The organism is Klenkia terrae, from assembly GCF_037083865.1.
Lineage (GTDB): Bacteria > Actinomycetota > Actinomycetes > Mycobacteriales > Geodermatophilaceae > Klenkia > Klenkia terrae.
Genome location: NZ_JBAPLV010000007.1, coordinates 23,546 through 42,193 on the forward strand (window position 1 = coordinate 23,546; position 18,648 = coordinate 42,193).

17 protein-coding genes are annotated in these 18,648 nt (G+C 75.0%); 10 read left to right on the plus strand and 7 right to left on the minus strand.

Annotation, left to right across the window (positions count from 1 at the left end; all coding sequences use genetic code 11):
• Positions 1–60: 60 nt before the first annotated feature.
• Genes UXQ13_RS08225 through UXQ13_RS08235 form a run of 3 tightly spaced genes read right to left on the minus strand, consistent with a single transcriptional unit; the run spans position 61 to position 3,663 of the window.
• On the minus strand, positions 61–1,074 hold the full coding sequence (locus UXQ13_RS08225) for an ABC transporter permease (RefSeq protein WP_225232228.1): 1,014 nt from the start codon (positions 1,072–1,074) through the stop codon (positions 61–63).
• The gene (locus UXQ13_RS08230; protein ID WP_336392163.1) at positions 1,064–2,125 is read right to left on the minus strand and encodes an ABC transporter permease; all 1,062 of its coding nucleotides are present in this window, start codon (positions 2,123–2,125) and stop codon (positions 1,064–1,066) included. Before UXQ13_RS08230 ends, UXQ13_RS08225 begins: the two co-directional genes overlap by 11 nt.
• Positions 2,122–3,663, minus strand: a complete 1,542-nt coding sequence (locus UXQ13_RS08235) for a sugar ABC transporter ATP-binding protein (protein WP_225232226.1) — start codon at positions 3,661–3,663, stop codon at positions 2,122–2,124. Before UXQ13_RS08235 ends, UXQ13_RS08230 begins: the two co-directional genes overlap by 4 nt.
• 239 nt (positions 3,664–3,902) lie before the next feature.
• Here UXQ13_RS08235 and UXQ13_RS08240 point away from each other — a divergent pair, with 239 nt between their 5' ends.
• The 10 genes from UXQ13_RS08240 to UXQ13_RS08285 all read left to right on the plus strand — a co-directional run bounded on the left by UXQ13_RS08240 (position 3,903) and on the right by UXQ13_RS08285 (position 14,346).
• Positions 3,903–4,940, plus strand: a complete 1,038-nt coding sequence (locus UXQ13_RS08240) for a LacI family DNA-binding transcriptional regulator (RefSeq protein ID WP_336392164.1) — start codon at positions 3,903–3,905, stop codon at positions 4,938–4,940.
• Between the two features lie 52 nt (positions 4,941–4,992).
• Entirely contained in the window at positions 4,993–6,231 is a 1,239-nt protein-coding gene (locus UXQ13_RS08245) for an alpha-hydroxy acid oxidase (RefSeq protein WP_336392165.1), read from the plus strand.
• Positions 6,232–6,354: 123 nt separating this feature from the next.
• Positions 6,355–7,197, plus strand: a complete 843-nt coding sequence (locus UXQ13_RS08250; RefSeq protein ID WP_225232223.1) for an amidohydrolase family protein — start codon at positions 6,355–6,357, stop codon at positions 7,195–7,197.
• Positions 7,198–7,228: 31 nt separating this feature from the next.
• Positions 7,229–7,762 carry an MSMEG_0572/Sll0783 family nitrogen starvation response protein gene (locus UXQ13_RS08255; protein ID WP_225232222.1) on the plus strand — a complete coding sequence of 178 codons (534 nt, stop codon included), beginning with the start codon at positions 7,229–7,231 and terminating at the stop codon, positions 7,760–7,762.
• Positions 7,763–7,805: 43 nt separating this feature from the next.
• Positions 7,806–8,846, plus strand: a complete 1,041-nt coding sequence (locus UXQ13_RS08260; RefSeq protein WP_336392166.1) for an MSMEG_0568 family radical SAM protein — start codon at positions 7,806–7,808, stop codon at positions 8,844–8,846.
• Positions 8,843–10,255 carry an MSMEG_0567/sll0787 family protein gene (locus UXQ13_RS08265; protein WP_336392167.1) on the plus strand — a complete coding sequence of 471 codons (1,413 nt, stop codon included), beginning with the start codon at positions 8,843–8,845 and terminating at the stop codon, positions 10,253–10,255. The genes UXQ13_RS08260 and UXQ13_RS08265 overlap by 4 nt, the downstream gene beginning before the upstream one ends.
• A complete protein-coding gene (locus UXQ13_RS08270) occupies positions 10,252–11,103 on the plus strand; it encodes a carbon-nitrogen hydrolase family protein (RefSeq protein ID WP_336392168.1) in 852 nt (283 codons plus the stop codon). Before UXQ13_RS08265 ends, UXQ13_RS08270 begins: the two co-directional genes overlap by 4 nt.
• Entirely contained in the window at positions 11,100–12,434 is a 1,335-nt protein-coding gene (locus UXQ13_RS08275) for an MSMEG_0569 family flavin-dependent oxidoreductase (protein WP_336392169.1), read from the plus strand. The genes UXQ13_RS08270 and UXQ13_RS08275 overlap by 4 nt, the downstream gene beginning before the upstream one ends.
• Positions 12,431–13,246, plus strand: a complete 816-nt coding sequence (locus UXQ13_RS08280; RefSeq protein WP_225232217.1) for a carbon-nitrogen hydrolase family protein — start codon at positions 12,431–12,433, stop codon at positions 13,244–13,246. The genes UXQ13_RS08275 and UXQ13_RS08280 overlap by 4 nt, the downstream gene beginning before the upstream one ends.
• Complete coding sequence (locus UXQ13_RS08285) at positions 13,243–14,346, plus strand: MSMEG_0565 family glycosyltransferase (RefSeq protein ID WP_336392170.1); 1,104 nt, start codon at positions 13,243–13,245, stop codon at positions 14,344–14,346. Before UXQ13_RS08280 ends, UXQ13_RS08285 begins: the two co-directional genes overlap by 4 nt.
• Before the next feature lie 28 nt (positions 14,347–14,374).
• On the opposite strand, the gene UXQ13_RS08290 is transcribed toward UXQ13_RS08285, so the two are convergent.
• Genes UXQ13_RS08290 through UXQ13_RS08305 form a run of 4 tightly spaced genes read right to left on the minus strand, consistent with a single transcriptional unit; the run spans position 14,375 to position 18,598 of the window.
• Entirely contained in the window at positions 14,375–15,541 is a 1,167-nt protein-coding gene (locus UXQ13_RS08290) for a glycoside hydrolase family 1 protein (protein WP_336392171.1), read from the minus strand.
• Entirely contained in the window at positions 15,538–17,169 is a 1,632-nt protein-coding gene (locus UXQ13_RS08295; RefSeq protein ID WP_336392172.1) for an FAD-dependent monooxygenase, read from the minus strand. The genes UXQ13_RS08290 and UXQ13_RS08295 overlap by 4 nt, the downstream gene beginning before the upstream one ends.
• Positions 17,166–18,047: an alpha/beta hydrolase gene (locus UXQ13_RS08300; RefSeq protein WP_336392173.1), complete on the minus strand. Its 882-nt coding sequence runs from the start codon at positions 18,045–18,047 to the stop codon at positions 17,166–17,168. The genes UXQ13_RS08295 and UXQ13_RS08300 overlap by 4 nt, the downstream gene beginning before the upstream one ends.
• The gene (locus UXQ13_RS08305; protein ID WP_225232211.1) at positions 18,044–18,598 is read right to left on the minus strand and encodes a quercetin 2,3-dioxygenase; all 555 of its coding nucleotides are present in this window, start codon (positions 18,596–18,598) and stop codon (positions 18,044–18,046) included. Before UXQ13_RS08305 ends, UXQ13_RS08300 begins: the two co-directional genes overlap by 4 nt.
• Positions 18,599–18,648 lie beyond the last annotated feature (50 nt).

The following is an 18,648-nucleotide window of genomic DNA, read 5'->3' on the forward strand; positions in this document are numbered from 1 at the left end:
GGTGGCCGGTCTGTGGGTGGTGCGGGGTGGTGCGGGGTCGCGCGGGTGGGGACGGGAGGGTCAGCCCGGTGGCCGGGACGCGAGGCGACCGCGGGCCCAACCGGTGACCTGGGGGGCGACGACGGCGACGATCAGCAGCACGCCGGTCACGATGTTGAGCACGTCGCTGGGCACGTTGACCAGCTGCAGGGCGTTGCGGACCGAGGCCAGCAGGAGGGCGCCGGCCATGACGCCGAGCAATCCGCCGGAGCCGCCGAAGATGGACACCCCGCCGAGCAGGATCGCCGCGATGACCTGCAGCTCGACGCCGGTGGCGTTGTCGGCCCGGGCGCTGCCGTAGCGCAGGGTCCAGTAGACCCCGCCGAGGGCGCTGACCACGCCGGCGGCGACGAAGAGCCACAGCTTGGTGCGGCCGACGTCGATGCCGCTGAAGCGGGCGGCGTCCTCGCTGTTGCCCATCGCGTAGAGCGAGCGGCCGATCGGCGTGGCGTGCAGGACGACCGCGGTGACGGCGACCAGCACCAGCAGCGGCAGGACCACGTTCGGGATGCCGGTGCCGCCGATCGAGCTGATCGCCCAGGTGGTCCACGACCGGGGGAAGTCCGCGACCGCCTGGTCGCCGAGGACGACGAACGCCAGACCGCGGTAGAGGGCCAGGGTGCCGATGGTGACCGCCAGCGAGGGCAGCCCGAGCCGGGTGACGAGCAGGCCGTTCACCGCGCCCAGGACGGCACCCAGCACGAGCACGAGCGGGACGATCAGCTCCAGGGGCAGCCCCTGGAACCACAGCCAGCCCATCACCGAGCTGGACAGCCCGACCGTGCTGGCCACCGACAGGTCGATCTCGCCGGTGACCACGATGAGCGTCAGGGGCAGCGCGATCAGGGCGACGACCGCGACGTCCAGCAGGAGGAACCCGGCGTTGCGGCTGGAGGCGAACCCGTCGACGGCGAACCCGGCGACGACCAGGAAGACCACGAGGAACGTGGTGATGACGCTGCCCGAGGGCAGGGTCCGGGGGGCGCGGGACGGGCGGGCCGGTGCGGCCGGACCGGCCGAGGTGTCAACGGCCACGGAGGTTCCTCCCTCGGAGACGTGCGGCGAGCCGGTCGGTGAGCGACTTGTCCAGCGCGATGGCGGCGATGATCAGGGCGCCGACCGCGGCGTCCCGCCAGAACGGGTCCAGCCCGAGCTGGGGGAGCGAGGTGCCGATCGTGGTGAGCAGCAGGGCGCCCAGGGCCGCGCCCCAGGCCGACCCGGTGCCGCCGGCGATGGCCACGCCGCCGACGACGGCGGCGGCGACCACGTTGAGCTCCAGCCCGGTGCCGGCCGTGGTGTCCAGGGTCTGGAACCGGGCGGCGTAGAGCACCCCGGCGAGGCCGGCCAGGGCCCCGTTGACCACGAAGGCCACCAGGACGCGGCGGCCGACCGGGATCCCGGACAGGCGGGCCGCCTCCGGCGCCGAGCCGATCCCGAACAGCTCGCGGCCGCTGCGGTAGGAGCGCAGGTGGATGCCGACGACGACGACCACGGCGATCGCGACCAGGAACAGCACCGGGATGCCCAGCACCCGGGCGCCGCCGAAGTCCTTGAACCCGGCGGGCAGGTCGGTCGCGTTGATCTGCAGCCGTCCGCTGGTGCTGCCCCACAGCGAGTCCAGCCCGCGGATCGCGTAGAGCGTGCCGAGGGTGACCACCAGCGAGGGCACCTTGGCCACCGCGACGATCACGCCGTTGAGCAGGCCGCACAGCGCACCGACGGCCATGCCGGCCAGGACGGCCACGACGACCGGGGTGCCCGGCATGTTCGCCAGCAGGGTGCCCGTGGCGTAGGCCGACAGGCCCAGCACCGAGCCGACCGACAGGTCGACGTTGCGGGTGATGATCACCATCGTCTGGCCGGCGGCCAGCACCACGAGGATCGCCGCGGAGAGCATCAGGTCGCGGACGTTCTGCCCGGACAGGAAGCGCGGGTTGGCGATCAGGGTGATCCCGATCAGCAGGACCAGCGCGGCCAGGATGCCGAGTTCCCGGACGACGACCAGCCGCTGCAGGAGGGCGGCGCCGCGGCGTCCGGACCGCTCCGGCGGCGGGGTCCGGGTCGGCGTGGTCGTGGTGGCGGTCATGCCGCACCTGCCTGACCGGTGGCGGCGAGCATGACGGAGTCCTCGTCGGCGCGGGAGCGGGGGATGTCGGCGACGAGGCGGCCCTCGTGCATGACGAGCACGCGGTCGGCCATGCCGAGGACCTCGGGGAGCTCGCTGGAGACCATGACGACGGCCAGGCCCTCGGCGGCGAGGGAGGACATCAGGCGGTGCACCTCGGACTTGGTGCCGACGTCGATGCCCCGGGTCGGCTCGTCCACGATCAGCACCCGGGGCTCCGTCGAGAGCCACTTGGCCAGCACGACCTTCTGCTGGTTGCCGCCGGAGAGCGTGGCGACCGGGTCGCTGAGCCGGGCGGCCTTGACCTGCATCCGCTGCGTCCAGTCGGCCGCGGTGGCCCGCTCGGCGCGGCCGGTCAGCCAGCCGAACCGGGACAGCGCCCAGCGGCGGGTCAGCGTGGCGTTCCGCTCGACGGACAGCTCCATCACCAGGCCCTGCTGACGACGGTCCTCGGGGACCAGCGCGATGCCGGCGGCCATCGCCGCGGCCGGGCTGCCGCCCTTGAGCCGGGTGCCGGCGACGGTGACCGACCCGGCGTCGTAGGCGTCGACGCCGAAGACGGCCCGCACCACCTCGCTGCGCCCGGCGCCCACCAGCCCGGCGAGGGCGACGATCTCGCCCGCCCGCACCTCGAAGGACACGTCGGTGAAGACGCCGGTGCTGCCCAGCCCCTCGACCTGCAGCACGACCTCGCCCGGGACGACGTCCTGCTTGGGGAACAGCTCGGCGACGTCGCGGCCGACCATCATCCGGATGACCTGGTCCACGGTGAGCTCAGACGTCGGGGACGTGGCGACCCAGGCGCCGTCGCGCATCACGGTGATCGTGTCGCAGAGGTCGAAGACCTCGTCGAAGCGGTGGGAGATGAACAGCACCGCGGCGCCGCCGTCGCGCAGCGCACGGGCGACGGCGAACAGCCGCTCGACCTCGACGCCGGACAGCGCCGCGGTCGGCTCGTCCATCACCAGCACCCGGGCCTCGAAGGAGATGGCCTTGGCGATCTCGACCATCTGCTGGTCGGCGATGGACAGCCCGCGGGCCGGTCGCGCCGGGTCGAGGGCGACACCGAGGCGCTCGAAGAGGGCGGCGCAGTCGGCGTGCAGCCGGGCCTTGTCGATCCGGCGGCCGGCGCCGAGGGGCTGGCGGCCCATGAAGATGTTCTCCGCGACGGACAGGTCGGGGAAGAGGGTCGGCTCCTGGTAGATGACCGCGATGCCGGCTGCCCGGGCAGCGGCCGGACCGTCCAGGGTGACCGGCTCGCCGTCCAGCAGCACCTGGCCCGAGCTGGGGCCGTGCACCCCGGCGAGGATCTTCACCAGCGTGGACTTGCCGGCGCCGTTCTCCCCGACCAGGGCGTGCGCCGAGCCGGCGCGCAGCTCCAGCCGGGCATCGCGCAGCGCGGCGACGGCGCCGAAGGACTTGGTGACGTCGCGCAGGGCGAGCACCGGGGCCGGGCCGTCGGCGGGCCCGGGTGGTGCCGCGGGGGGCGCTCCGGCCACGGGACCTCCTCGTCGAGATGGGATGGACGGCACCGCTGTGAAACGGTTCATCCGGTGTGTGGCGCAGACCATAGGAGGCGGCTGTGACGGGTGTCAAGCGTCACCGCCGTGGTGTCGGATCGGCTCCGCGAGCGGCCTGATCCGAGGTTGACACGTTTCAGATCCGTGCCACCATGGCGTGACCGGCGACACCCGTTGCCCGCCCGGGTCGTCCCCGCCCGTCGTCCCCAGGAGCCCGTGTGCCGGTCAGCATCCGCGACGTCGCCCTCCGGGCCGGCGTGTCGCTGGGCACCGTCAGCAACGTGCTGAACCGGCCCGACCAGGTCGCCGAGGGCACCCGGGAGCGAGTGCTGCAGGCGATCGGCGACCTGGGGTTCGTGCGCAACGAGTCGGCCCGCCAGCTGCGGGCCGGGACCAGTCGCACCCTGGGCCTGGTGGTGCTGGACATCGCCAACCCCTTCTTCACCGACGTGGCCCGGGGCGTAGAGGACGTGGCCAACGACGCCGGCCTCGCCGTGATCCTGTGCAACTCCGACGACCGCCCCGCCAAGGAGTCGGCCTACCTGGACCTGCTCGCCGAGCAGCGCGTGCAGGGGGTGCTCATCACCCCCACCGCGGACCTGTCGCCGAACCTGGAGTCGATGCGCCGTCGCGGCACCCCGGTGGTGCTGGTGGACCGCCGCGCGTCCGGGCCGGGGCAGTGCTCGGTCGCCGTCGACGACGTCCTCGGCGGCAGGCTGGCGGCCGACCACCTCATCGAGCGCGGCCACCGCAGGCTGGCGTTCGTGGGCGGGAGCTCCGGGCTGCCCCAGATCCAGGAGCGGCACGCCGGCGTGGTCGCCGCGGTCCGGGAGCGGTGGGGGGACGAGGAGGCGCTGACGGTCTTCGCGCCGTCCGTGCTCACCGTGGAGACCGGTCGCCAGGCCGCCGCGCAGATCGTCGGCATGCCGGCCGCGCAGCGCCCCACCGCGGTCATCTGCGCCAACGACCTGCTGGCCCTCGGGGTGCTGCAGGAGATGACCCGGCACGGCGTGCGGGTGCCCGAGGAGTGCGCCATCGTCGGCTACGACGACATCGACTTCGCCGCCGCGGCCGCGGTCCCGCTGACCTCCGTCCGCAAGCCGCGCCGGGAGCTCGGCCGCCGGGCCGCGGAGCTGCTGCTCGACGAGTCGGCCGAGGGCCACGTCCACGAGCAGATCGTCTTCGAGCCGGTCCTGGTGGTCCGGGAGTCCTCGATGACCCGCCGGACCTCCTCGCGGGCGGACCGGACCGCGTGAGTGCACCAGCCCTGACCCCCGACCCCGTCCCGACCGACCCGAGGACCTCCCGATGACTCGCACCCGCCGTCAGGCGCCCCGTCCGGCCGAGCTGCTCGAGCTGGTGTCGTTCAAGAAGCCCGACCTCAACGGCAAGCGCCGCCGGCTGGAGTCGGCGCTGACCATCGCCGACCTGCGCGCGATCGCCAAGCGGCGCACCCCGCGGGCGGCCTTCGACTACACCGACGGCGCCGCCGAGGGCGAGCTGTCGCTGGCCCGGGCCCGGCAGGCCTTCGCCGACGTGGAGTTCCACCCCGACGTGCTGCGCCCGGCCGTCGACGTCGACACCTCCGTCGAGGTCCTGGGCGGGCCGAGCGCGCTGCCCTTCGGGATCGCGCCCACCGGGTTCACCCGGCTCATGCAGACCGAGGGCGAGAGCGCCGGGGCGGGTGCCGCGGCCGCGGCGGGCATCCCGTTCACGCTGTCCACCCTGGGCACGACGACGATCGAGGACGTGAAGGCGGCCAACCCGCTCGGCCGCAACTGGTTCCAGCTCTACGTCATGCGCGACCGGTCGATCTCCTACGGCCTGGTCGAGCGGGCCGCGGCGGCCGGGTTCGACACGCTGCAGTTCACCGTGGACACCCCGATCGCCGGGGCCCGGCTGCGGGACAAGCGCAACGGGTTCTCCATCCCGCCGCAGCTGACCGCGGGCACGGTGCTCAACGCCGCCGTCCGGCCGTGGTGGTGGTGGGACTTCCTGACCACCCCGAAGCTGGAGTTCGCCTCGCTGTCGACCACCGGCGGCACGGTGGGTGACCTGCTGGACATGGCCATGGACCCGACGATCAGCTACGAGGACCTCGACGTCATCCGCGGCATGTGGCCGGGCAAGCTCGTGGTCAAGGGTGTGCAGTCGGTGGCCGACGCCACCAAGCTGCTGGACGCCGGGGTGGACGGCCTCGTCCTGTCCAACCACGGCGGCCGGCAGCTCGACCGCGCCCCGGTGCCCTTCCACCTGCTGCCGGCGGTGCGCAAGGAGGTCGGCGACGACGCCTGCGTCATGGTCGACACCGGGATCATGAACGGTGCCGACGTGGTGGCCGCGATGGCCCTGGGCGCCTCGTTCACCCTGATCGGCCGGGCCTACCTGTACGGCCTCATGGCCGGCGGGCGCGAGGGGGTCGACCGCACGATCGAGATCCTCCGGTCGGAGATCGTGCGCACCATGCGGCTGCTGGGCGTCAGCTCGATCGCCGAGCTCGAGCCCCGGCACGTCACCCAGCTGCACCGCCTGCTGCCCCGGGGCTGATCCCAGGGCGGTGCGGAGTCGGAAACGGCGGCGACGCGGGAGCCGCTGATCGGGCCCCAGACGTAACGGCATCTCGTTCCGGACGTCACCACGGCGACACACCCCGGGACGACCGTTCTCGGCATGACCACGGGGGCCCGGCAGCGGGTGCACGACGCGCACCGGCACCTCGGCGTGCTGCCCGCGTTCCCCTTCTACGGCGGTCCGCCGGTCAACCCGGACACCACGGCCCGAGCCACCATCGCCGAGCTGCAGGCCGACCTGGACGACGAGGGCACCGAGTTCGCCCTGGTCATCCCCAACTACGGGGTGCCCGACCCGACGGCGTCCTTCGCGCTCAACGAGCTGGTGGTCGAGGCCGCGCAGACCGACGAGCGGATCCGGGCCGGGCTGTGGACCAGCCCCCGCCCGCAGGACGCCGTCGCGACGAGCGCGGCCCTCGCGCTGGCCGGTGAGCAGGGCGTCAGCGCGCTCAAGCTGTCCTTCCTGCTCGGCGGGCGGGCCACCGACGAGGCCTGCCGCCCGCAGCTCGACGCGATCTTCGCCGCCGCGCGGGAGCACGACCTGGTCGTCCACGTGCACACCAGCCCGGGCGCGGCCAGCGACCTCGACGAGGTCGGCCTGCTGGTCGACCGGTACGCCGACGACGTCGCCGTCCACCTGGTGCACATGGGCGGCGGCATGAGCGGCCACATCAAGCTGATCGGCCAGAAGTTCTTCGCCTGGGTCGCCGAGGGCAAGCGGGTCTACACCGACACCAGCTGGGCCATCGGCTTCGCGCCGCGCTGGTTCGCCGCCGAGATCGAGCGGCACGGCATCGGCCACGACCGGGTCCTCTTCGCCTCCGACCAGCCCTGGGGCGACTTCGCGGGCGAGCACGCCCGCCTCGCGGCGGCCACCGGGGACGGCGAGCTCGCCGACCTGGTCTTCCGCCGCAACTTCGAGCAGCTCCACCGCCTGACCTGACCCGCACCGCCCAACCCCACGGAGGAACCCTGTGACCACCCCGCTCGCATCACCCGAGGAGATCAAGGCCAACGCGGAGGCCAGCCTCGCCGAGATCCCGCACCCCTCGCTGCCCAAGGGCAGCAACCTGTACGGCTCGACCAAGATCTTCCCGGACTACCAGGCCGGCGAGGGCGAGAGCTACCTGACCCTGGTGCACGGCATCGCGCACGAGTCGTCGGTCAGCTTCGTGGCCTGCCTGCAGGCGCTGCGCGCCCTGCGCAAGGGCTACGAGTCGGTCCTCTACTTCTACGGCCCGGCCGCGATGAACGCCATGGCCACCCGCGGCTTCCCGACCACCGGGGACTCCGCGTTCCCGGGCGAGCAGAACATCAACTCGCAGATCGAGAAGTTCATCGAGGAGGGCGGCACGGTCTACGTCTGCCGCTTCGGGCTCTCCCTGCACGGTCTCCGCGAGGAGGACCTGATCGCCGGCTGCATCCCCTGCCACCCGCTCGACGTGCAGGACGCGCTGATCCACTACGCCCGCAAGGGCGCGATCATCAACAGCACCTACAACCTCTGAGTCGCCGGCCGTGACCCGGACACCGATGCGACCGAGCACCCGCGTGGACGTCGCGATCCTCGGCGTCCGGGTCGACGCCCCGGTCCGGAGACGGGCCGGGGCGGGCCCCAGCGACGACGGGCACGTGCTGCTGGGCGGCATGGGGACGGCGCTGCCGCTGAACGCCGACAGCCCGTACTCGATCAGCGGCGGCCGCCTGCTGCTGGACGGTGCCGACCTCGGGCTGGACGCCGAGGCGATCGAGCGCCCCCGTTTCTACGACCTGAGCACCGCCGACGGCGTCCCCTACGAGAAGCTCGCGCGGCTGCACGGCAAGGACGTGCTGGCCACCACCGTGGTGCAGACCTGCATCCGGTACGACGAGGCCGACCGCTGCCGGTTCTGCGCCATCGAGGCCAGCCTCGCCGCCGGGTCGACCACTGCGGTCAAGAGCCCGGCGCAGCTGGCCGAGGTGGCCGAGGCCGCCGTCCGGCTGGACGGCGTGCGGCAGATGGTGATGACCACCGGCACCACCAACGGCCGGGACCGCGGCGCCCGGCACCTGGCCCGCTGCGTCCGGGCGGTCACCGCTGCCGTGCCGGGGCTGCCGATCCAGGTGCAGTGCGAGCCGCCGGCCCCGCAGGACCTGGACGCGATCCAGGAGCTCAAGGACGCCGGGGCCACCGCGATCGGCATCCACGTCGAGTCCCTGGACGACGACGTGCGGGCCCGCTGGATGCCCGGCAAGGCCACCGTGCCGGTGAGCCAGTACGACGCCGCCTGGGCCGAGGCGGTGCGGGTGTTCGGCCGCAACAAGGTGTCGACCTACCTGCTGGTCGGGCTGGGGGAGGACGCGGACGAGCTGGTCGCCGGCGCGCTGGACCTCGCCGGGCGGGGCGTCTACCCCTTCGTCGTCCCGTACCGGCCGCTCGCCGGCACGCTGGCGATGGCCGACGGCGTCGGCGCCCCGGACCCCGCGGTGCTCGAGGACGTCACCACCCGGGTCGCTGCCGGGCTGCGGGCGCTGGGCATGCGCGGTGCCGACCAGGGCGCCGGTTGCGCGGCGTGCGGTGCGTGCAGCGCACTCCAGGCGGCCGGCGCATGACCGAGCAGATGGCCTGGGAGCGCAACGTGCTGCTGGTCGACCACCGGCTGCCCGTGGCCAGGCCCGGCTGGCAGCTCGAGGAGGCCGACCCGGCCGGTGTCCGCGCCCACCGGCAGCTGCGGCAGCAGGCGTTCGTCGAGGACCAGGGCCTGTTCGCCGGCTCCGACCTCGACGACGCCGACGACGACCCGGCCACCGTCGTCCTGGTCGCCCGGGGGGTGGCCGGGGAGGTGCTCGGCGGTGTGCGGCTCGCCCCGGTCGGGGTCGACGTCGGCTGGTGGACCGGGTCCCGGCTGGTCGTCGCGCCCGGCAGCACGCCCGGCATCGGCCCCGCCCTGGTCGCCGCCGCCTGCGCGCGGGCCGAGCAGGCCGGCGCGCTGCGCTTCGACGCCACCGTGCAGGACCGCTACGCCGCGATGTTCACCCGGCTGGGCTGGGCGGCCACCGGGACCGCGGACATCGGCGGCCGGCCGCACACCGCGATGACCTGGCCGATCGGCCGCCTCGCCGCCCTCGCGCAGGCCACCAAGTCCCCGCTCGGTGGGTTGCTGGCGGGGTTTCACCTGGGCGGTCCGGGCTTCGTCGGCGACGACGGCGCCCCGGTGCCGGGCACCGACGTCGTCGCCGCCTGCGACGCGATCCTGCCCTCGATGGTCGAGCGCGACCCCGGCTGGGCCGGCTGGTGCGGGGTGCTGGTCAACGTCAACGACCTGTCCGCGATGGGCGCCGCCCCGCTCGGCCTGCTGGACTCGATCGGCGCCCGGGATGCCTCGTTCGCCGCCCGGGTCGTCGCCGGCCTGCGCGCCGGGTCGCAGGCCTGGGGCGTGCCGGTGCTCGGCGGGCACACCCAGCTCGGCGTGCCCGCGGCGCTCAGCGTGACCGCGCTGGGCCGCACCGACCGGCCGGTCCCGGCCTCGGGCGGGCGGCCGGGCCAGCACGTCCGGCTGACCGCCGACCTGGGCGGGGACTGGCGGCCCGGCGCCACCGGCCGGCAGTGGGACTCCACCACCGGCCGGACGACGGCCGAGCTGCAGCTGATGGGCTCGGTCGTCGCGCGCACGGCACCGGCCGCGGCCAAGGACGTCTCGATGGCCGGCCTGGTCGGCACGCTGGGGATGCTCGCCGAGGCCAGCGGCTGCGGCGCCGTCCTGGACGTCGCGGCGGTGCCCCGGCCGACGTCGGCGACCGTCGGGGACTGGTTCACCTGCTTCCCCGGCTCGGCCTTCCTCACCACCGACGGCGCCGACCGCTCCGTCGCACCCGCGGGACCGGCCACCACGGCCACCTGCGGCGAGCTGGTGCCCGGCTCCGGCGTGCGGCTGCGCTGGCCCGACGGCTCGACCACCCCCGCCCTGGCCGGTCCGGTGACCGGCCTCGGCGCCTCCCGCACACCCGAGGAGAACCCGTGACCACCTTCGCCGCCGTCGCCGCTCCGTTCGGCCGTGACCTCGACGCCTCCTTCGCCCGGATCGAGGGGCTCGTCGCCGACGCCCGGGCCCGCGGCGTCGAATTGCTCGCCCTGCCCGAGGCCACCCTCGGCGGCTACCTGGCCTCCCTCGGCGACCACGGGGTGTCCGAGGTGCTGCCCGAGCACGCGCTGCCCCCCGCCCTGGACGTCGACGGCCCGGAGGTCGCCCGGCTGGCCCGGATCGCCGGCGACATGGTGGTGACCGCCGGGTTCTGCGAGTCCGACGGCGCCCGGCGGTACAACACCGCGGTCGCCGTCACCGGGGACGGCGTGCTCGGCGTGCACCGCAAGGTGCACCAGCCGCTGGGGGAGTCGAACTCCTACGCGGCCGGCGACGGGTTCCGCGCCTTCGAGACGCCGGTCGGCCGGATCGGCATGATGATCTGCTACGACAAGGCCTTCCCGGAGGCGGCCCGCACGCTGGCCGTCGACGGCGCCGAGGTCGTCGTCTGCATGTCGGCCTGGCCGGGCTCGCGGACCGGCGCCGCGGCCGACCTGGCCGAGGACCGCTGGACCCGCCGGTTCGACCTGTTCGACCAGGCCCGGGCGCTGGAGAACCAGATCGTCTGGGTGTCGGCCAACCAGTCGGGCACCTTCGGCGCGCTGCGGTTCGTGTGCAGCGCCAAGGTCGTCGGCCCGGGCGGCGACGTGCTGGCCACCACCGGCGTCGCGCCGGGCACCGCGGTGGCCACCGTCGACGTGGGCGAGGTCCTCGCCGGGGCGCGGCGGTCGATGGGGCACCTGCGGGACCGCCGTCCGGAGACCTACGGCGTGGGGGCGGTCGCGTGACGCTCACCGAGGCGGCGCCCACCCGCACCGGGCTGCCCGCGCACGTGCCGGTCGCCGTCGTCGGCGGCGGGCAGGCCGGGCTGTCGATCTCCTGGCACCTGGTCCAGCGCGGCGTCGAGCACGTCGTGCTGGAGCGGGAGAGCGTCGCGCACGAGTGGGTCGACGCCCGCTGGGACACCTTCTGCCTGGTCACCCCGAACTGGCAGTGCCGGCTGCCCGGCTGGCCCTACGCCGGCGACGACCCGGAGGGCTTCATGCTCCGCGACGAGATCGTCGACTACGTCCGGTCCTACGCGGCGTCCTTCGACCCGCCGGTGCACGAGGGCGTCGCGGTCACCCGGCTCGCCCCCGCCGCCGGGGGCGGCTACCTGCTGACCACGAGCGCAGGCGAGGTGCACGCCGACCAGGTGGTGCTCGCCGTCGGCGGCTACCACCTGCCCGTCGTCCCGTCGTACGCCTCGGCGCTGCCCGCCGGCATCACCCAGCTGCACTCCCAGGCCTACCGCAACCCCGAGCAGCTGCCCGAGGGCGAGGTGCTGGTGGTCGGCACCGGGCAGTCCGGCGCGCAGATCGCCGAGGACCTGCACCTGGCCGGCCGCCGGGTGCACCTGGCCGTGGGCAGCGCGCCGCGGATCGCCCGCCGGTACCGCGGCCGCGACGTCGTCGCGTGGCTGGACGACCTCGGCCACTACGACCTGCCCGTCGAGCAGCACCGGGACGGCGAGGCCGCGCGGGTCGGCACCAACCACTACGTCACCGGCCGGGACGGCGGCCACGACATCGACCTGCGCACCTTCGCCGTCCAGGGCATGCGGCTCTACGGCACGCTCACCGGGTTGGCCGGCTCCGCGCTGACCTTCGCGCCGAACCTGACCGCCCACCTGGACCGCGCGGACGCCGTCGACGACGGCGCCAAGGACGTCATCGACCGGCACATCGCCGCGGCCGGCATCGACGCCCCGACCGAGGACCGCTACGTCCCGGTGTGGGCGCCGGAGCAGGACCCGACCGAGCTGGAGCTCGAGGGCTCCGGGATCACCGCGGTGGTGTGGGCGATCGGGTTCCGGGCGGACTGGTCGTGGGTGAAGGTGCCGGTGTTCGACGGCACCGGCTACCCCACCCACCACCGCGGCGTGACCGCGGCGCCGGGGCTGTTCGTGCTGGGCCTGCCGTGGCTGCACACCTGGGGCTCGGGCCGGTTCGCCGGCATCGCCCGGGACGCCGAGTTCGTGGCCGACGCGATCACCGAGCTGAGCGCGGCGGGCACCCGCACCGGGCTGAGCAGCGCGCTGGCGGCGGGCGCGGCGTCGTCGGCCTCCCGGACGGCGTGAGGGTCGCGGCGGTCTCGGCGCACTTCGGCCGGGAGGTCGAGCCCTGCGTGGCCAAGGTGGAGGCGATCACCGCCGACGCCCGGGCGCAGGGGGTGGACCTGCTGGTCTTCCCGGACGCCACGATCGGTGGCTATCTCGGCGGGTTCGACCCGGTGCACGACACCGGTCTCCCCCCGGCCTTCCCCGCCGACGACGCGGTGTTCGACCGGGTCGCCGCGGCGGCCGGGCCGGTGGTGGTCTGCCTGGGCTACCGGGAGTCCGCCGGCGGCCGGTTCCACAACAGCGCCGTCGCCCTCACCGGGGACGGCGTGCTGGGCCGGCACCGCAAGGTGCACCAGCCCGCCGGGGAAGTCGCCGCCTACGCGGCCGGGGACGCGTTCACCGCCTTCGACACCCCGGTCGGCCGGCTGGGCATGCTCATCGACTACGACAAGACCTTCCCCGAGGCCGCCCGCACCCTGGCCGGGGACGGCGCGCACCTGCTCGCCTGCCTGTCGGCGTGGCCGGCCTCGCTGACCAACCGGGCGCCGCGGCTGCTGCAGGACCGGCAGTCCCGGCTGTTCGACCTCTACGACTGCGCCCGGGCCGCGGAGAACCAGGTCGTGGTGGTGTCGGCCAACCAGACCGGCACGATGGGCCGGCTGCGGTTCCTGGGCCAGTCCAAGGTGGTCGGCCCCGGTGGTGACGTGCTGGCCCGCACCTGGGCCAAGGCCGGGCTGGCGGTCGCCGAGCTGGACGTGGCCGGCGAGGTCGCCCGGTCCCGCACGGTGCTGTCCCACCTGGCCGAGCGTCGTCCGGAGGCGTACTCGTGAGGGTCGCGCTGCTCACGTACTCGACCAAGCCGCGCGGCGGGGTGGTGCACACCCTGGCGCTGGCCGAGGCGATGGCCCGGGCCGGGCACGACGTGCACGTCTGGTCGCTGGGCCGGGGCGGGGACCAGGCGTTCTTCCGGCCGGTCGACCCGGCGGTGACGCTGCGGCTGGTGCCGTTCCCCGACGTCGCCGGGGAGGACGTCGGCGCCCGCATCCTGCGGTCGATCGCCGTCCTGGGGGCCGCCTTCGCCGACGAGGCCTACGACGTGGTGCACGCCCAGGACTGCATCTCGGCCAACGCGGTGCCCGACTGCGTGCGCACCGTCCACCACCTCGACCGGTTCACCACCCCGGAGCTGGCGGCCTGCCACGAGCGGGCGCTGCGGACCCCGCACGCCCTGGTGTGCGTGTCGGCCGCCGTCGCCGCCGAGGTCGCAGCGGGCTGGGGCCGGACGGCGACCGTCATCCCCAACGGGGTCGAGGCCGACCGGTTCGCCGCGGCGGCCGGACCGGACGGCGCCGCGGGCCGCCGGCGGTGGCGGGACCGGCTGGGGGACTACGTGCTGGCCGTCGGCGGCATCGAGCCCCGCAAGGGCACCCGGGACCTGGTCGAGGCCATGGCGACGGTGCGCGCCGCCCGGCCGGACCTGGCGCTGGTGGTCGCCGGCGGCGAGACGCTGTTCGACTACCGCGCCTACCGGGCCGACGTCGACGCCCGGGCTGCCGAGCTCGGGGTGGCGCCGGTGGTGCTGGGACCGGTGGACCACGCGGAGCTGCCCACCCTGGTCGCCGCGGCGCAGGTGTTCGCCTTCCCCTCGACCCAGGAGGGCTTCGGGCTGGCCGCGATGGAGGCGCTGGCTGCCGGGGTGCCGGTGGTGACCCGGGACCTGCCGGTGCTGCGCGAGGTCTTCGGCGCCACGGCGGCCTTCGCCACCGACCCGGCCGGGTTCGCCGACGCCCTGCTGGCCGCCGCGGCGCAGCCGGACGCCGGCCGCGTCGCCGCGGGACGGGCGCTGGCGGACGGGCACGACTGGGACACCGCGGCCGCGGCCCACCTCGCGCTGTACGACCGCCTCGGCCGGACCGGGGCCGGGGGATAGGCGACGGACGCCCACCCCCCGGCCCGGCTCAGACCGCGTTCGCCTGCGCCACCCCGCCCAGCCAGGCCAGGCTCGGCTTCGGCGTCCGGACGAAGGTCTGCCGGTCGACCTCGACCAGGCCGAAGGTCGGCGTGTAGCCGGCGAACCACTCGAAGTTGTCCAGCAGCGACCAGTGCACGTAGCCGCGGACGTCGACACCGTCGGCGATCGCCTGCGCCAGGGACCCCAGCGCCTCGCCGGTGAAGGCGATCCGCTGCGCGTCGTCGGTGGTCGCGATGCCGTTCTCGGTGACCACGATCGGGGTGTCCGGCAGCACCTCCGCCACCCGGCGGACCGACGCGCCCAGGGCGCCGGGCCGGTACTCCATGTGCGCCAGCGTCATCAGGTCCGGGTCGCCGGCGACCGGGCCGTCCGGGCCGATCCGGGCGCAGCTGTAGATCTGCATGCCGACGAAGTCGCCCTCGCCGGCCACCTCGAGGAACTGGTCCTCCATGGCCGCGCGGTGGGCGACCATCTCGTCGTCCCCGCCGTCCTCGACGATCCACTCCTGGCCGACCAGCGAGAGGCCGTGGGTCACCCCGGCGCCGCGCAGCACCTGCGCGCTGGCCCGGTGCGCGTCGAGGAAGGCGTCGGCCAGCCGCTGGTCCGGGCGGGGCAGCCCGGAGATCTGCTCGCCGCGGGCGGCCATCGCGCCCAGCACCGGCAGCACCGAGGCGAGGTTGGGCTCGTTGATCGTGATCGTGTACGGGACGTCGGCCAGGATCGGCAACACCGTCTCGGTGAACCGGGCGAACCGGTCGGCGGCCTTCGCCGACGTCCAGGCGCCGTCCTCGTGGAACCACCGCGGGGTGGTGAAGTGCATCAGCGTGACCATCGGGGTCAGCCCGCGCTCCAGGCAGCCGTCGACCATCCGCCGGTAGTGGTCGAGCCCGGCCCGGGAGACCTCGCCCTCCTCCGGCTCGATCCGGCTCCACTCCAGGCTGAACCGGTAGGCGCCCAGCCCCGACCCGGCGACCAGGTCCAGGTCCTCGCGCCAGCGGTGGTAGCTGTCGCAGGCGTCCCCGCTGACCTCGGCGAAGGGGGAGTGCTCGGCGTGCTCCCAGGCCCAGTAGTGGTTCTGGGTGTTGCCGCCCTCGACCTGGTGGGCGGCGGTGGCGGTGCCCCAGAGGAAGGCTGGCGGGAAGGTGGCGGTCATGCGGTCTCCAGGGTGTGGGCGCCGGTGACGGCGTCGAGCAGGACGGTGGGGTCGGGGACCGAGTCCCCGCGCCAGGCGACGTGCTGGTCGGGGCGGACCAGCACCAGGCCGGCTCCCCACAGGTCGCGGAGCGCGGGCGCGGCGGACAGGTCGGTGACCGACAGCGGCACCCCACGCCGGGCGGCCTCGGCCACCAGCGGGTCGGGGTCGCCGGCGGTGACGAGCAGGGTGAACCCCTCGCCCAGCTCGTCGTAGACGGAGCGGCCCGGCCGGAGCCAGGCGTGCGGCAGCCGGGCACCGGGGTGCGCGGACGGGACGAACCCGACGACGTCGTGCGCCGGCGGCACCGACCCGTCGGGGACGACGACCGGGGAGTCGGCGTAGTCGTAGCCCAGCACCAGGCCCAGGCTGTGGAACTCGGGCTCCTTGACCTGCAGGGCCTCGGCGAGCTCGGCGCGCACCGCGTCGCCCTCGAGTCCGGCCGCCGTGGCGTCCCGGCCGGCGAAGCGGGCGGCGGTGAAGGCCTCCTGGTCCCCGGCGGCGGCGATGGTGCGCTCGGCGACCGGCCGGCGCTCGGGCTCGTAGCTGTCCAGCAGCGACTCCGGTGCCCAGCCCTGCAGCACGGCGGCCAGCTTCCAGCCGATGTTCACCGCGTCGCCGACGCAGGTGTTGAACCCGTGCCCGCCCCACGGCGGGTTGAGGTGCGCGGCGTCCCCGACCAGGAAGACCCGCTCGCCGCGGTAGCGGTCCACCAGCAGCATCCGGGCCGACCAGGGGTCGGTGACCAGCACCTCGACGTCGCACTCGGGGTCCCCGGCGAAGGCGCGGACGAGCTCGACCGGGTCGACGTCCTCGCGGGACACGTCGACACCCTGCACGATCGCCCACCACAGGCCGTCGAGGTCCAGCCGGCCCATCAGCCCGCCGCGCTCGCCGCCGACGACCCACCAGTGCACGCCCAGCGCGCACGCTGGCCGCTGGTCGAGGGTGCGGGAGCGGAAGGCCAGCGACAGGTTGGGAGCGGTGCCCGACGAGCCGGCGTACCGGGCGCCGATGGCCGCGCGGGACACCCCGGCGCCGCCGTCCGCGCCGAGCAGGTAGTCCGCCTGCACCTCGGTGGTCGTGCCGTCGGGCCCGGCGACCACGGCGCGGACGCCGTCCGGGCCGTCCACCACCTCGGTCACCCGGGACCCCAGCAGCAGGGTGACCGAGGGCAGCTCGGCGACGGCGTCGCGCAGCAGCTGCTCGACCACCGGCTGGGGCACCTGCTGGCCGGCCTCGGCGGCGATGTCCCGGGGCTCCGTCCAGAGCCCGAAGGCGTGCGGGAACCGGGTGAGCTCGCGGCCGAACACCGAGGTGCAGAAGACGACGTCCTGCGCGTGCGCGACCGGCAGCGGCGCGCGGCGGCGCAGCTCGTCGGCCAGGCCCCAGCGGCGCAGGTGCTCCATGGTGCGGACGCTGGTGGTCTTGGCCCGGGCACGCAGCGGGTCGAGGACCTCGCGGGGCTCCACGACCAGCACCCGGACGCCGCGCCGGCCCAGCTCGATCGCAGCCGCCAGACCGCTGGGGCCACCGCCGGCGACCAGCACCGGGACGTGCCGGGGCGCGGTGGGGCGGGGGCCGGTCACTGGTGGTCCCCGAGGAGGTGCCGGGTCAGGAACGCGGTGGTGCGGGTGAGTGCGGTGGCGGCTGCGTCGGGGGAGCCCAGCCACATGTGGTCGGCGCCGGGCAGGGTGACCAGCTCGACCGGGGTGCCGGCGGCGGTGAGCGCGGCGTGCAGCAGCTCGCTCTGCCGGTGGCCGACCATGCGGTCGGGGTCCCCGTGCAGCAGCAGGAACGGTGGCGCGGCGGGTCCGGCGTGGGTGACCGGGCTGGCCTGCGCGGCGAGCTCGGGGACGTCGGCCGGGGCGGCGCCGAGCAGCTGCGCCTCCCGGGTGGTCGCGTCGGACGGGTCGGCCGGCACGGTGGCCAGGTCGGTCGGCGGGTACCAGGCGACGACGGCGCAGACGGTGCTGGACGGCCCGGTGACCCCGACGTCTCCGTCCAGGTCCGGGCCGGTCAGGCCGAGCAGCGCGGCCAGGTGGCCGCCGGCCGACTCGCCCCAGGCCGCGACCCGGTCGGGGTCGACGTCCAGCTCGTCGGCGCGCGACCGCAGCCACCGGACGGCGGCCTTCGCGTCGTGCAGCTGGGCCGGCCAGACCGCCTCGCCGGAGAGCCGGTAGTCCAGCGCCGCCACGGCGATGCCGGCCTCCGCGAGCCGCTCGAACGGGGCGCTGCCGGTGAACTGCGGGCCGGCGGAGTGCCGGCTGCCCAGCCGCCAGCCGCCGCCGTGCAGGAAGACCACGACCGGCACCGGGCCGGGGCCGGAGGGCAGGTACAGGTCGAGCTCGAGCGGCCGGGCGCCGGGCAGGGCGGCGTAGGGGACGCCGGCGAGCACCCGGACGCCGTCGGCCGTCGTCCGGGCCGGGGGGAGCGGAGCGCTGTGCGCCGGGGGTGGCAGCGTCACTCCTGGACGTCCCAGCGGTGCTCGGGGAGGAACTTCATGCGGTGCTGCTGGGCCGCGGCCTGCATGCGCGGGAAGTCCGGGATGAACGGCGGCTGGTCGCCGGTGTGGTCGGTCGGGGTGCCCATGTGCTGGAAGAACCGCTCGAAGCCGCCGGACAGCGTGCCCATCATCCGGCTGGCCTCGACCACCTGGTAGGCGTGGGCGTAGCCGGCGGGCACGAAGCCGAAGTCGCCGGGGGCGAGCAGGCGGGTCTGCTGGGCGCCCTCGGTGTCCTCGAAGAACAGCCGGACCTTGCCCTCGAGCACGTAGAACGTCTCGTGGGTGGCGTCGTGGCTGTGGGTGGGGATGACGTCGCCGGCGGGGGAGTCGGCCACGATGACGCCGAACTGGTTCTCGGTCTCGTCGCCGGACAGCAGCACGGTGAACAGGTCGCCGAACAGCTTGGCGTGCTCGCCCTCGCCGCGGCGCAGCACGTAGGGCTCGGGCTTGCCGGGCAGCTGGCCCTGCCACTGCGGACCGTTCGCGGGGTCGATCAGGTACTCGAAGCTCATGGCTGCCTCCAGGCGCGGGGTCGGCGTCGACTCCGTTGAGCATCGGTGAC

What these genes read in the sequence shown, in the direction of transcription:
- UXQ13_RS08265 (WP_336392167.1), top strand. Translation starts at nt 8,843, where the DNA reads ATGACCGAGCAGATGGCCTGGGAGCGCAACGTGCTGCTGGTCGACCAC.
- UXQ13_RS08250 (WP_225232223.1), top strand. Translation starts at nt 6,355, where the DNA reads ATGACCACGGGGGCCCGGCAGCGGGTGCACGACGCGCACCGGCACCTC.
- UXQ13_RS08305 (WP_225232211.1), bottom strand. Translation starts at nt 18,598, where the DNA reads ATGAGCTTCGAGTACCTGATCGACCCCGCGAACGGTCCGCAGTGGCAG.
- UXQ13_RS08245 (WP_336392165.1), top strand. Translation starts at nt 4,993, where the DNA reads ATGACTCGCACCCGCCGTCAGGCGCCCCGTCCGGCCGAGCTGCTCGAG.
- UXQ13_RS08290 (WP_336392171.1), bottom strand. Translation starts at nt 15,541, where the DNA reads ATGACCGCCACCTTCCCGCCAGCCTTCCTCTGGGGCACCGCCACCGCC.
- UXQ13_RS08230 (WP_336392163.1), bottom strand. Translation starts at nt 2,125, where the DNA reads ATGACCGCCACCACGACCACGCCGACCCGGACCCCGCCGCCGGAGCGG.